This window comes from Candidatus Aminicenantes bacterium, assembly GCA_011049425.1.
GTDB lineage: Bacteria > Acidobacteriota > Aminicenantia > UBA2199 > UBA2199 > UBA876.
On sequence record DSBM01000033.1, the window covers coordinates 1 to 12971 of the forward strand.

The following is a 12971-nucleotide window of genomic DNA, read 5'->3' on the forward strand; positions in this document are numbered from 1 at the left end:
ACGGAATAACTTTTTTCATTTTTTAAAACGGAAAAATCTGTCCGACGGAAACAGCCTATATATTAGAATAAATATTTTCGTTAAAAGTAAACTGGTGTTAAAAATTTCTACCTTTTCCGACAAATGCTACCCTCCCACGCAAAATTTTGATGTTTTGTCCATCGCTCGACGTTCAGGTATCCCTGGATTCTGAAAAATCCTCCTTAAATGCGGTTCGAATTAAGTAAGTCCGGGTGAGCTTGATGGTTATCGTCGGGTGTAGTTTCAAGGGGCCCGGAATTCCTCCCGGTGTAAAAAAAAGTTACACGGGTCGCAATGGATTATTATCAAATATCGGCCTTATCCTTTAACTGCACCTCTATTGTAAAATTCCATTACAAAAACGTCTCCCCATGAAAACCCTGACGGAGAAAGGCTTTTTGACTTAACAGGCTCTCATTGTGTAAAATATTTATACAATCCGTGGCCCAAAAGGCTATTCAATTATAGAGCCGGAGACCGAATATGCTCATTTATCGGCATTCTCCGAAATTTGGCATTTGTGTTGCGGCATTGGTATATGAGTCTCGATAATAGACGGATCACCTCGCTGGCGGCCATGATTGTCAACCACTTGTGGAATTGTCCTCCCGATGAATTGTGTCAATGCAATTGCGGCTCCCTGGCGAAAGTCCTGCGCATGCATCCCGTCGTCTTATCGCGTCGTTTTTCCCGGGAGTACGGCCGTCCATTGGTGACCGTTCTGCGGGAAATCAAGGTCGTCCGCGCCGTGGGAATGTTGCGTTACGGTAAGGTCGCATCAGTGGACGAGGCCATGGTCGCCGCCGGGTACCGGGATCGCAAGTATTTCGAGACATTGGTCCGGCATCAATTCGGAATCAGCTGGGGTGATCTTCAACAGCTGCACACGTGGGATTGGGATGAAGGGGGTATTCGAATTCATGACCAGTTCTCGCTCACGAAAATGTGAGATGGGTGATTGTCGTTTTACCCGGTTTCAGTACCGGCGGCAGATGGGCTTCACCCGGAGCGGTGAAAACCGGTAAGCGCCCCCCGGGTTCCCCTTTTTCCGAAAAACAATTGATTAAAAATACAGTGAAACTCAATCCGTCTCCGCATAGTTTACCGAATTCAGGGTGCCCAGGGTAAATGGCGGGATTATGGCGCTTGTCCATTTTTAGGCTGAAGGTCTTTGACTTTGCGGCAATTATTTGCAAATTATGGGAATTTTTATTGACCCAATGGTCGTTGTGTGCTAGTTTGTGAAATTGATCCGCCGGGAGGATTCATGAGCAGTGAACGCAGGTTGCTGGACCTTGCCAACCAGAAAGAAGCCGCCAAAATAGGCGGCGGCGAGGCAAAGATCGAGAAGCAGCACGCCAAGGGCAAGTACACGGCCCGCGAGCGCATCGATAACATCCTTGATGAAGGCAGTTTTGAAGAGTTCGACCTTTTTGTCACCCATCGCTGCCACGATTTCGGCATGGAAAAGACCCGCCCTTCGAGCGACGGCGTAATCACGGGTTACGGCACCATCCAGGGACGACTGGTGTACATTTTTTCCCAGGATTTCACCGTGTTCGGCGGTTCCCTTTCCAAGGCTTACGCGGAAAAGATCGTCAAGATCATGGAGATGGCCGCGCGCATGGGCGCGCCCCTGATCGGACTGAACGATTCCGGCGGCGCCCGTATCCAGGAAGGCGTGGACGCCCTGGCCGGATACGCGGATATCTTTCTGCGCAACGTGTTGTACTCGGGCGTAATTCCTCAGATCTCCATGATCCTGGGTCCCTGCGCCGGCGGCGCGGTCTATTCCCCGGCCATTACCGACTTCGTCATGATGGTGGACCAGACCTCTTACATGTTCCTTACCGGTCCCAAGGTGGTCAAGCAGGTGACCCAGGAAGACGTGACCGTGGACCAACTGGGCGGGGCCGGTGTGCATTCCACCCGCAGCGGCATCGCCCATTGCGTGTTCCCGGACGAGGACGCGGCTTTCGAAAACCTCAAACGCTTGTTCTCATTCCTGCCCCAGAACCACCGCGAATTGCCGCCGGTGATCGATTGCAGCGATCCCATCGACCGCGTGGATGAGCAGCTCAACTACCTGGTGCCGGAAAACCCAAACAAGCCCTATGACATGAAAGGGATCGTTCACGCAGTGCTGGATGACCGCGATTTCTTTGAACTCCAGCCGGAATACGCCAAAAACATCATCACCGGTTTCGGCCGCCTCAATGGCGCCACCGTGGGCGTGGTGGCCAACCAGCCGGCCTTTCTGGCGGGAGTGCTGGACAACAACTCTTCCATGAAGGCGGCCCGTTTCGTGCGTTTCTGCGACGCTTTCAACATTCCCCTGGTGGTATTTGAAGACGTACCCGGATTCATGCCCGGCACGGCCCAGGAATACAACGGCATCATCAAGAACGGCGCCAAACTGCTGTTTGCTTTCGCCGAAGCCACGGTGCCCAAGATCACCGTGGTGGTGCGCAAGGCCTACGGGGGCGCTTACTGCGTGATGAACTCCAAGCACATGCGCGCCGACGTCAACCTGGCCTGGCCCACGGCCGAGATCGCGGTCATGGGACCCGACGGCGCGGTGGAGATCATCTACAACCGACAGATAAAAGAAGCGGAGGACAAGGCCGCAAAAACCGCCGAGCTGAAGGAAAGTTACCGCGACCATTTCGCCAACCCTTTTAACGCCGCGAGCAAGGGATATATCGATGACGTGATCGTACCCGCCAATACCCGGCGCAAGCTGATCAAGTCATTAAAGATGCTGTCGGGCAAGCGGGAGGTCAATCCCGATAAAAAGCACGGCAACATTCCGCTGTAGGCGGGGGAGAAGACACCGGTGAACATGACGGAAGCGTTGGTGATAACGGGGTTGGGAATCGGGGTGGTCTTTTCGGGCCTGATCCTGACCAGCCTGCTGATTTCTTCGTTCACATTCTTTCCCAATATGATCCAGCGGTTCAAAACCCCCGGGACGCCCGTGAAGGCAACGGAAAAAGAGGTTGTCATATCCCCGACCGCGGATGCGGAAACAGCAGCGGTGATCGCCGTACTGCTGGAAGTGGAGTACCGGTTGAGCCTGCCTTTGCTGGAAGGGCGTTTCACTTTCCGAAAATGATGCCATTGTCGATATGCGGGCGAGCGGTTCGAGACCGATCTCAATTCATTGATGGACCCGCGGGATACCGAGGAGGCTGAATCTGATGCGCAAATACAAACTGGCCATAAGCGGCAGGGATTTCGAGGCGGAGATCCTGGAAATCACCACCGAAACGGCCCGGGTGGTGGTCAATGGACAAGAGTACACGGTTGAGCTGAGGGAATTGGGCCGCAAGCCCATGACCATGACACCAGCCCCGGCAGCTGTGTCTCAGCCGCGGGAGATCCGCAAGCCCGAGCGGGGCGAGGTGCCGTCCGCCCCGAGAAGCGGCGGCGATTCCCAGTCCGTCCAGGCCCCGTTGCCGGGATTGATCGTCGACATCATGGTCAAAGAAAACGATGCCGTTAAAGCGGGGCAGAACCTGTTGCTCATGGAAGCCATGAAAATGGAAAACCAGATCCCGGCCCCCTATGACGGCACGGTGAAACGCATCCATGTCAAGACGGGCGACAGTGTTTCCGAAGGCGATGTGCTGATTGAGATCAGCCGCCCGCCAATGACCACCCTGTGAGGACCGGAATGAAACGTTTCTTTGTTATTGTGTTCATCCTGGTTTCTTCCATGGGCCTGTATGCCGAACGAGACTTGAAAGTGGAGTTCAACCGGGACACCTACATCAAGGTGTATCGCGGCAGTGAAGACGGGGTGGTGACGGGAAATCGCGGCGCTTTGCTGGACAGGGACGGTGAAACGGTTGCTTCTTATCGCGTGATTGCCGTGGATGACGCGGAAAGCATCGCCCGGGTCCTGTTTTCACAGGGAATGGATCGAGATGAAGTCATGCCCCGGGTGGAAACGGCCCTGCTTGAGGGACTTCCTGTTCGGTTCTCGCCGGAGGAGTCCCAATTCTATTTCCTTATTCTGAATCGCGGCAAGGGAAGCGGCGCCCGCGCCGGCATGAAAGGGGAAATTTACGTCGGAAACACCCTGGCGGGAATTTTCCGGGTTGTGGGAGTGGAAGAGGATTACGCGGTGGGATTGGTGACCAACACCGCGGCCAACGTGGACTATCGCCATGCCGATTCGGGAAAATTCCAGGGTTACGTCGAACAGGTGATCGGCGGCACCGGTTTCGTGCACCTGACCCTGAAAAACGCCGTCATGCTGTTGATCGGCCTGGTTTTTATCTACCTGGGCGTGGCCAAGGATTATGAGCCCCTGCTGCTGGTTCCCATCGGTTTCGGCATCCTCATCGGCAACATCCCCCTGCCCCTGCAGTTGTTCAACAGCATTTCCGTGTACATGATCGACCCCCATACCCACCAATACGTATTCAACACCACTACCAACAGCGTGATGGGATTGATCTATTTCGGCGTGCGCTCCGGTCTGTTTCCGCCCCTGATTTTTCTGGGAATCGGCGCCATGACCGATTTTTCCGCCCTGCTTTCCAATCCCCGTGCCGTATTGTTGGGGGCCGCGGCGCAGGCGGGCATTTTTATCACCTTTATCGGCGCCCTGAAGCTCGGCTTCTCGCCGGCCAACGCCGCCGCCATCGGTATCATCGGCGGGGCCGATGGACCAACGGCCATCTTCCTTTCATCCAAACTGGCGCCTTCCCTGATCGGGCCCATCGCCATCGCCGCCTACTCCTACATGGCTATGGTACCCATTATCCAGCCCCCCATCATGAAGCTGCTGACCTCAAAAAAGGAGCGCTTGATCCGCATGCAACCCGGGCGCAAGGTCAAAAAGAGCGAGAAGATCCTTTTCCCCGTGGTGGGAGTGATCGTTACCACCCTGGTGGCCCCTGGCGCCATTCCCCTGCTGGGCATGCTCTTTTTCGGCAACCTGCTCAAGGAGTCCGGCGTAACCACACGCCTGGCCAAAACCGCATCCAATTCGCTGATCGATATCGCCACCATCCTGCTGGGTTTGGCGGTGGGGGCATCCACCAGCGCCGAGGTGTTTTTAAACAACAAGTCCATCCTCATCTTTGGGCTGGGGGTGATCTCATTCGGCGTGGCCACCGCCTGCGGCCTGCTTTTTGCCAAGCTCATGAACCTGGTGTCCAAGCGCAAGATCAATCCCCTGATCGGCGCCGCCGGGGTATCCGCCGTACCCGACTCGGCGCGGGTGGTTCACAACGTCGGGCGCGAAGAAGACCCCAACAACTACCTGTTGCAACATGCCATGGGGCCGAATGTGGCCGGAGTGATCGGCTCCGCCATTGCCGCGGGCGTTTTCCTGGGAATATTCTGATAGGAGAAAAGACATGAGTCGAATCGTAGCCGCCATACCCAATGTGTGTGAAGGCCGGGACGAAGCTTTTATTTCGCGGTTAACGGAAAAGTTGAAGGGCGTGGATGGAATCATCCTGCTGGATGTGTCCATGGACCAGACCCGCAACCGCACGGTACTGGCCCTGACCGGATCACGGACCGCCCTGTTTGAAGCCGGTATGTTGCTGTACGAGGAGTCGCTCAAACAAATCGATATGCGGCGGCACGAAGGCGAGTACCCCCGAATCGGGGCCGTGGACGTGTTCCCCTTTGTTCCCCTGAAAGACGTTTCCATCCAGGATACTGTGGAAATGGCGGAGGAATTCGCCGCTCGGGTTGCCGAAACGTTTCGCATTCCCGTCTATCTTTACGGTGAAGCCGCCCGTGTTCCCAACCGCCGGCTGGTGGAAAACATCCGAGATATCGAGTATGAAGGCCTGGAAGCGCGCCTCAAAGATCCCGCCTGGAAGCCCGATTTCGGGCCTGACGAATTCAAGCCGGATTCAGGCGCCACCATTATCGGCGCCCGCTATCCCCTGGTCAGCTTTAAGATCTTTCTCGATACCCGCGACCCGGGCGTGGCGGAATCCATTGTCCGCTCCGTTGCCTTCACCCACGGCGGTTTGCGCCACGTGCGCGCCAATGCGGGGCGCACCCGGGAAGAGCAGAAAATGCAGTTGACCGTTTCCATTGCCAATTACCGCGAAACCCCGATGTACAAGGTGCTGGAACTGGTTCGCCTGGAAGCGCGGCGTTTCGGGGCGGGCGTGTTGTCGGTCGAGATGATCGGATTGATCCCGGAGCGGGCGCTGCTGGAATCGGCCATGTATTACATGAACATCAATGGATTTTCCCTGGATCGCGTGGTGGAAAAGAACATCATGGCGCACCTGAATGAAAAGGTATATTTCATGGACTGATACGACGGGGGCGGACTGAATTGACATCGGCAAACGATCCCCCGTATAATGTTTTTCATGCAAAATTCCGCTGAGGAGAGTTAGATGAGCAGTGATTTCAAACCCTATGTTTCCGCAGATCAGAACCTGAAAGAATTCACCCTGCGGGCGTTGTTGATCGGCCTCGTGCTGGCTGTTGTCCTGGGCGCGGCCAATGCCTATCTCGGGTTGAAGGCCGGTATGACCATTGCCGCGACCTACCCCGCGGCGGTGCTGGGTATGGCCCTGCTGCGCCTTTTCCGCGACAGCAACATACTGGAAGAAAACCTGACCCGAACCGTGGGTTCGATTGGTGAATCCGTGGCCGCGGGCGCGATCTTTACCCTGCCCGCCTTCCTGATCGCCGGCGTGTGGTCGGATGATTTCTTCGGCAGCTTTGCCGGATACTGGAAATCAACGGTGATCATGCTGGTGGGCGGTATCGCCGGTATCCTGTTTGTCACCTTGTTGCGGCGTGTCATGGTGGAAGACCCCGAACTACCCTTCCCCGAATCCCTGGCCGCCAGCGAGATTCACAAGGCCGGCCGCAGCGGTGCCACCGGCGCCAAGTACCTGTTCTATGCCATGGGCATCGGCGGGGCCATCGAGTTTTTCAAAAACTTCGCCATTCTCAAGGGATTGTGGCAGCAGTTTGTTGAGTTCTCGGCCAAGATGATTCCCGCCACCGGATTGAACAATTACGGCCTCTCTTTCAAGGGGGTGAATACCGGCGGCGGCTTCCTTTTGAAATCCCCCTCCCTGAGCCCGGCTTTCATGGGCGTCGGTTACATTATCGGGCCGAAGCTGGCGGCGCTGAACTTTGCCGGCGGATTGTTGGCCTGGGGCTTGTTCGTACCCATCCTGCTGCTGGTGCTGGCGCCGCAATTCGCGCCCTTTATCGGCAGCAAGATCATGCTGGGGGGTAATGAAATCGTCCTGACCTGGGACTTTATCGCCGACAGCATCATCTTCCCCTCCATCGTCAAGCCCATTGCCATCGGCGGCATGCTCATGAGCGCGGCCTACACGTTGTGGAATATGCGCAAGAGCCTGGCGACAGGCATCGGCCGTTCCATCGATGACGTGCGCAAGGCGGCTACCGCCGGTGAAACCACCAAGCGCACGGACAAGGACATCAACATCAAGTTCGTATTTATGGGACTGTTGGCCATATCGGTGGTCACCTTCGTGGTGTACTGGTGGTTCATGTCGTTTACCCAGGAGAACCTGGTTCCCGCGCTGGTGGCGGCGCTGGTGATGATGATCGCCGGGTTCTTTTTTGCCGCCGTATCCGGGTACCTGGTTGGCCTGATCGGCTCTTCCAACAACCCGATCTCGGGATTGACCATCTCCACCCTGGTGGTGGCCGCCATCCTGATGGTGCTGCTCGGCGCCAAAGGCACCAGCGGTGTCATCGTCGTGCTGGCCGTGGCCGGAGTCATATGCGTTTCCGCCGCTGTGGCGGGAGAAATGCTCCAGGACCTGAAAGTGGGACACCTGCTCGGTGGCACTCCCTGGAAAATGCAGGTCGGTGACTTTATCGGCGTGATTATCTCGGCGCTGGTGATGTGGATTCCCTTGTTTATCCTCAATGCCGGTGACCTGAAAACCGCGGCCCTGGAAGGGTACAAAGGCGGTTTCGGCGGAGCCGTACTGGCCGCCCCCCAGGCGGGCCTCATGGCGCAGTTGTCCAAGGGTATCGTGGGCGGTGAGATGGTTTGGCCGCTGATTATCGTGGGCATCGTCATGGCCATCGGTTTCATCCTGGTCAAGGTCAAGAGCCCCATGCTGGTGTGCGTGGGCATGTACCTTTCTTTCGGCACAGTCGCCGCCATTTTCGTGGGTGGAATCTTCCGCTGGGTGGTGGACATGCTGATCGCCCGGCGCAAACTGAACGAGAACCAGAAATCCCGGGTGGACAACCGCGGCGTGTTGCTGGCGGCCGGCCTGATTGCCGGGGAAGCGTTGATGGGATTGTTGTTTGCTTTCTTTGCCTTCATGGAATGGCAGGTGCCCAAGTTGTGGCGCGAGTCACCCTTCTTTTTGAGCGTGATCGTGATGGTGGCTTTAGGATACCTGCTGGTGAAACTGCCGCTCAACAACGCGGGTGATCCCGACGAACCGGCCGCCCCAAGCGTTTCCTGATTGCGGTTTAACCGGGTCGAATAGATCAGTAGCGATACACGGCGTCGGGGAGTGAGTCTTCCCGGCGCCGGGTGCGCCCGTTCATGCAAACGCCGTGATTATAAAAATGCGAGCACCACGGAAACCGTCCGGTATCAATCCCGATTGGATTCCGCAACGGACACTGGACTGGAAGGAAAACCAAGAGGGGCGTGTATTTCTGCTCAAAGAAAAGTTCCGCAATTGCTTTATGAAATGGCTGGTGCAGAAAGCCGGAAAGAACCAGTTTTTCCGAATTCACCTGGACCGGTTCGGTACAATGGCCTGGAAGCTGGCGGACGGCAAGCGTAGTATCAAAGAGATCGCCGAAGTCATGCAGACGGAGTTCGGGGAAGAACTCCTGAATGCCTCCGAACGCGTAAACATGTTTTTTGTGCAACTGGCGGGCAGCCGTTTCGTGGCTTTTACACGTCCCGATGAGAAGGGCAATGTCGGATAATTTTGATTTTTCTCCTGGATTCATGTAATATAACATTTGGATGACGAAATATCCGTCGTGTCCCCATCGAAAGGGAAACAAATGAATCGGATCCAGGAGAGAAATATGCCGCAAAAAAGAAACAATCCAAATCCAAGATGGCAGGAACTCTGGGATCGTTCCCCGCAAATATATGCCATGCTCAACGGCAGTGACCAGCTTGAAACCGCCCGCAAGCGTATGATGGTGCATCTGGACCAGGTGCGCGCATCCATTCTGGATTCCCAGGAAAAATATCCCGACTGGGACTTCCTGGTCCGCCGCGATGCCCGCAGGGTTCTAAGGGCTATGTTTTCGGTGCGAAATGAACGCATCACGGGAAATTCGCCGCTGAAGCACTTGTGGAAAGCGGGTTATGAGGGTGATGCCGACGTCGAAGATGACTTCATAACGGAATTCACGCATCTTTTCCGTGCCCTGCAGGGTGGGGCGGGAATCTATCCGGGTGATTTGATCCGCGGTTTGGAGGAGACCGATTTCGACAACCTCCATGGCCGTGAAGCCGCTCGCCGCCGTTCAGATTTACTCGATGGCATGGGAGACCGCATGGATGAAATCATGGCCCGTTATCCCCACGGACTCCTGCCGGAAGTGGAAGCCCGCCGGGAAAAGAGCCGCAAGCGTGTTCTCGAGGCTTTCGGGGGCCGTGATGAAGATTGGGGAAACACCCAATGGCATTACCGCAATGTGATTCGCAATCGCGATGGCCTGGAGCGCATGCGCGAAGTGGTGGAGATATCTCCTGAACAAGTTGATGCCATCGGCACGGCGATCGACAACGGCATTCCCTTTGGCGTAACCCCGCATTACCTGCACCTGATGGACCGAAAGGCCGGAAAACGTGATCTGGCGGTACGGCGGCAGGTTTTTCCTCCGGCCAATTACGTTGATGCCGTGTTATCGCACATGACCGACCGCGATATGGCCTTTGATTTCATGCGTGAGCACGACACCTCTCCCGAAGCTCATGTCACCCGTCGTTACGTGAAAGTGGCCATTCTGAAGCCCTACGACACCTGCCCGCAGATCTGCGTTTACTGTCAGCGCAATTGGGAAATCACCAGTCCGTTCGCGGAAAACGCCGAGGTCTCCCAGCAGGATCTGGACTGCGCCGTGGCGTGGGTGGAGTCCCATCCCCACATCCTGGACCTGTTGATCACCGGCGGAGATCCCCTGATCATGTCCAACGCCAAGTTGAAATCCCTGCTCGACCGCTTGGCCGCCATTCCTCATCTCAAAACCATCCGCATCGCCTCGCGTTTCCCCGTCACCCTGCCGCAACGGCTCGACGACTCATTCGCGGACCTGTTGGCTTCATACCACGAACCCGGACGCCGCATTATCTACTTCGTCACCCATATCCAGCATCCTTACGAGATCTGCCGCGAGACAATGGATGCAGTTACCCGTCTGCGGGAACGGGGGATCGCGGTTTACAACCAGCAGGTGTTTACCTTTTCCAACTCCCGTCGCTTCGAATCCGTGGCGTTGCGCGTGGCTTTGCGACTCATCGGGGTTGATCCCTACTACATATTCAACATGAAAGGCAAATCCGAGATGGAGGACTACGCCGTTCCCCTGGCCCGCCTGCTGCAGGAACGCAAAGAGGAAGCGCGCTTGCTTCCAGGCATCTATCGCACGGACGAACCGGTGTTCAACGTGCCGTTCCTGGGAAAGAACCACGTGCGGGCCAATCAGGATCACGAACTGATCTCAATCATGCCCGAAGGCCGCCGCGTGTACGCGTTTCATGCCTGGGAACGCAATATCCGCCGCACGCGTTCCTACGTTTATCGCGACGTGTCCATTGCCGCATACCTGCGCAACCTGGAAGAATTGGGCGAACCCGTGTCCGAGTACAGAACCATCTGGTATTACTATTAAAGTTGAAAAGTTGCTGAACTGGGGACGGTGCTTGTAAGTATGTAAATACGGAATTTTGGATAATCAGAGTTGAAGTACCCTTTCGGGCATAAAAGGGAAGAAGTTAGAAAATTTTTTAGAGATTTCACTTTCGACTCTCAACTTTAGACTGCCTGTCTCCTGCCTTCCGCCACCTTCTTCCCAACTTTCCAACTCATTTTCTTGAAACCAACTACGCCCATCCCGCATCTATACAAGTGTTAATCCCGAAAGCATCGGGTCCAAAGCATGACCCGGGAGTAGACAATGAGACGGCTGATTTTAATTCTTTTGCTGGTCTTGTGCAGTTTCTGGAATCTGGCGGCGGCGTTTCCCGAGAATGCCTCCGAATCTTCAGAGAAACTCAAGCGCATATTGGACAATGTATCCAATGCGATTGTTAAGGTAGTCGCCGAAGCGGGGAAAGTCTACGTGGGAACGGGGATCGCGTTGGAACCGGACATGGTGCTGACAAGTGCCTTACTGGTTCGCAATCCAGCCGCCCGCCTGGTTGTGGTGCGCACGGATGGCAGCCGTTTCCCCGCCCGCCTCAAAGGCCGGGACCCGAAAACCTCAATGGCCCTGCTGCAACTGGAATCATCCGTGTTGACTCCCATACCCAGGGCGAAAGGTGTGGAGGTTGGTGATTGGATCGCCCTGGTCGGCGCTTTTTACGACCGTTTCCCCGCAGTGCAACAGGGAGTGGTCAGCAGTGTTTCCCATGATGCCGTCATTCTTAACGTCGCGGCTGTTCCCGGATCTTCCGGTGGGGCGGTGTTGAACGCCGACGGCCGATTGGTGGCGGTGATGCGCGGCCGATTCGGATACGCCACGACACCGGATATCCGTTTGGAAAGTGAATCCGGGGACATGACTTTTCTGGGGCGCAAGGTTCACAGCAGCGATCTCAGTTACGCGATCCCCGTCGTCCGCTTAGGTGAATTGGCGGACAAATTGAAACGATTTGGTCACGTACCGCGGGCATGGGCGGGGTTGCGCCTGACTGCCGGCGGGAAAGACCGCGCTCTGCGGATCACCGGTGTGCAACCCGGATCTCCGGCGGAACGTGCGGGGATGCTGATTCGCGATCATATCCTGGCCATCAACGGTCGTGAAGTGGTCACGGTGGGTGACGTGATGCGTACCCTGCGGGGTCTTGCCCCTGGAGATACGCTTCGCCTCGACGTTGAACGGGACAATTTGCGCAAAGGCATCCTGCTCACCCTGGAGGAAGACCCCCGAAAACGAACTGAGATCGCTGCTTCCGCGGCAGAAATGGAACATGATGGGTTTGATGATTTCAGCGACACCCTGCCCGTTTTCCGGCGTTTCCTGTTGCGAGCCGGCAAGGATGGATCGCTTTTGCCCGGGGACTTCCGTAAACGCATGCGCGAGATGGCGGTTTCCGTCCATCACCGCAGCCTTGAACCGTTCCGGCGCCGGCTGCGACGCCTGGTCTGGCAGGCGGATTTGATGGAAAACCATATGGAAACAATCCAATCCGTTAACCTGGAGCGCATGCAGGCCGAGCTGAAGGAGCTGGAACAGCAGACGCAAAAATCCTTAAAAGCCAGGCAGCGGCAGCTTGAAGAGGACCGCCGCAACCTGACTGCTGATCTCCAGCGTGTACGCAAACGCATCGAAGCCCTGAAGAAAGACAGTAAAAAGTAGAACCGTAGAAGACCTGGGGAGTGCTTGCAGGAAGATCTCCTGGGAGTGCTGTAGGGGGTTTCCCGGGAGAACTTGTAGGAGTTCTCGGGAGAACTCGTAGAAGGTAGAACGTAGAAAGCAGAAAAAGCTTCCTGCCATGCCACCTTCGTTCTTGTGATGAGGAATTTTAGGTACTGGTGATGAGAACTCAGGATAACTTGTGATGAGGAATCTTTTCGGTTCTGTGATGAAAAATCCAATTGACAAAAGAACTGGGATCAGGTTTGTTTAACTACTCCTGTCTTCCTTTCTCCTGCCACCTTTTTTTCTTTTGGATCTATTACGTTTTGTGTGGGTAAATACACATTGGTAATTGGTAAGCGGTTGTGAGGATGAGTAGCCGCAGGGCATAAAGCATA

10 protein-coding genes are annotated in these 12971 nt (G+C 55.7%); all 10 read left to right on the plus strand.

The window, feature by feature from the left end:
* Positions 1-559 precede the first annotated feature (559 nt).
* The 10 genes from ENN40_02325 (at position 560) to ENN40_02370 (ending at position 12573) form a co-directional block, all read left to right on the plus strand.
* The gene (locus ENN40_02325; protein HDP94177.1) at positions 560-970 is read left to right on the plus strand and encodes an AraC family transcriptional regulator; all 411 of its coding nucleotides are present in this window, start codon (positions 560-562) and stop codon (positions 968-970) included.
* Between the two features lie 318 nt (positions 971-1288).
* Positions 1289-2839, plus strand: a complete 1551-nt coding sequence (locus ENN40_02330; protein ID HDP94178.1) for an acyl-CoA carboxylase subunit beta — start codon at positions 1289-1291, stop codon at positions 2837-2839.
* Positions 2840-2863: 24 nt separating this feature from the next.
* Positions 2864-3136 carry a hypothetical protein gene (locus ENN40_02335; protein ID HDP94179.1) on the plus strand — a complete coding sequence of 91 codons (273 nt, stop codon included), beginning with the start codon at positions 2864-2866 and terminating at the stop codon, positions 3134-3136.
* Positions 3137-3221: 85 nt separating this feature from the next.
* Entirely contained in the window at positions 3222-3689 is a 468-nt protein-coding gene (locus tag ENN40_02340; protein ID HDP94180.1) for a biotin/lipoyl-binding protein, read from the plus strand.
* Positions 3690-4279: 590 nt separating this feature from the next.
* Complete coding sequence (locus tag ENN40_02345) at positions 4280-5380, plus strand: sodium ion-translocating decarboxylase subunit beta (protein ID HDP94181.1); 1101 nt, start codon at positions 4280-4282, stop codon at positions 5378-5380.
* Between the two features lie 13 nt (positions 5381-5393).
* A complete protein-coding gene (gene ftcD / locus ENN40_02350) occupies positions 5394-6320 on the plus strand; it encodes a glutamate formimidoyltransferase (GenBank protein ID HDP94182.1) in 927 nt (308 codons plus the stop codon).
* 84 nt (positions 6321-6404) lie between these two features.
* Complete coding sequence (locus tag ENN40_02355) at positions 6405-8483, plus strand: oligopeptide transporter, OPT family (protein HDP94183.1); 2079 nt, start codon at positions 6405-6407, stop codon at positions 8481-8483.
* Positions 8484-8589: 106 nt separating this feature from the next.
* Positions 8590-8961: a PqqD family protein gene (locus tag ENN40_02360; GenBank protein HDP94184.1), complete on the plus strand. Its 372-nt coding sequence runs from the start codon at positions 8590-8592 to the stop codon at positions 8959-8961.
* 105 nt (positions 8962-9066) lie between these two features.
* Entirely contained in the window at positions 9067-10884 is a 1818-nt protein-coding gene (locus tag ENN40_02365) for a KamA family radical SAM protein (GenBank protein ID HDP94185.1), read from the plus strand.
* A gap of 285 nt (positions 10885-11169) precedes the next feature.
* Complete coding sequence (locus ENN40_02370) at positions 11170-12573, plus strand: PDZ domain-containing protein (GenBank protein ID HDP94186.1); 1404 nt, start codon at positions 11170-11172, stop codon at positions 12571-12573.
* The last annotated feature ends 398 nt before the right edge of the window (positions 12574-12971 follow it).

Bases quoted from the DNA above. Each gene is read 5' to 3' on its own strand.
- ENN40_02325 (HDP94177.1), top strand. From the start codon at position 560: ATGAGTCTCGATAATAGACGGATCACCTCGCTGGCGGCCATGATTGTC.
- ENN40_02330 (HDP94178.1), top strand. From the start codon at position 1,289: ATGAGCAGTGAACGCAGGTTGCTGGACCTTGCCAACCAGAAAGAAGCC.
- ENN40_02335 (HDP94179.1), top strand. From the start codon at position 2,864: ATGACGGAAGCGTTGGTGATAACGGGGTTGGGAATCGGGGTGGTCTTT.
- ENN40_02340 (HDP94180.1), top strand. From the start codon at position 3,222: ATGCGCAAATACAAACTGGCCATAAGCGGCAGGGATTTCGAGGCGGAG.
- ENN40_02345 (HDP94181.1), top strand. From the start codon at position 4,280: ATGCTGTTGATCGGCCTGGTTTTTATCTACCTGGGCGTGGCCAAGGAT.
- ftcD (HDP94182.1), top strand. From the start codon at position 5,394: ATGAGTCGAATCGTAGCCGCCATACCCAATGTGTGTGAAGGCCGGGAC.
- ENN40_02355 (HDP94183.1), top strand. From the start codon at position 6,405: ATGAGCAGTGATTTCAAACCCTATGTTTCCGCAGATCAGAACCTGAAA.
- ENN40_02360 (HDP94184.1), top strand. From the start codon at position 8,590: ATGCGAGCACCACGGAAACCGTCCGGTATCAATCCCGATTGGATTCCG.
- ENN40_02365 (HDP94185.1), top strand. From the start codon at position 9,067: ATGCCGCAAAAAAGAAACAATCCAAATCCAAGATGGCAGGAACTCTGG.
- ENN40_02370 (HDP94186.1), top strand. From the start codon at position 11,170: ATGAGACGGCTGATTTTAATTCTTTTGCTGGTCTTGTGCAGTTTCTGG.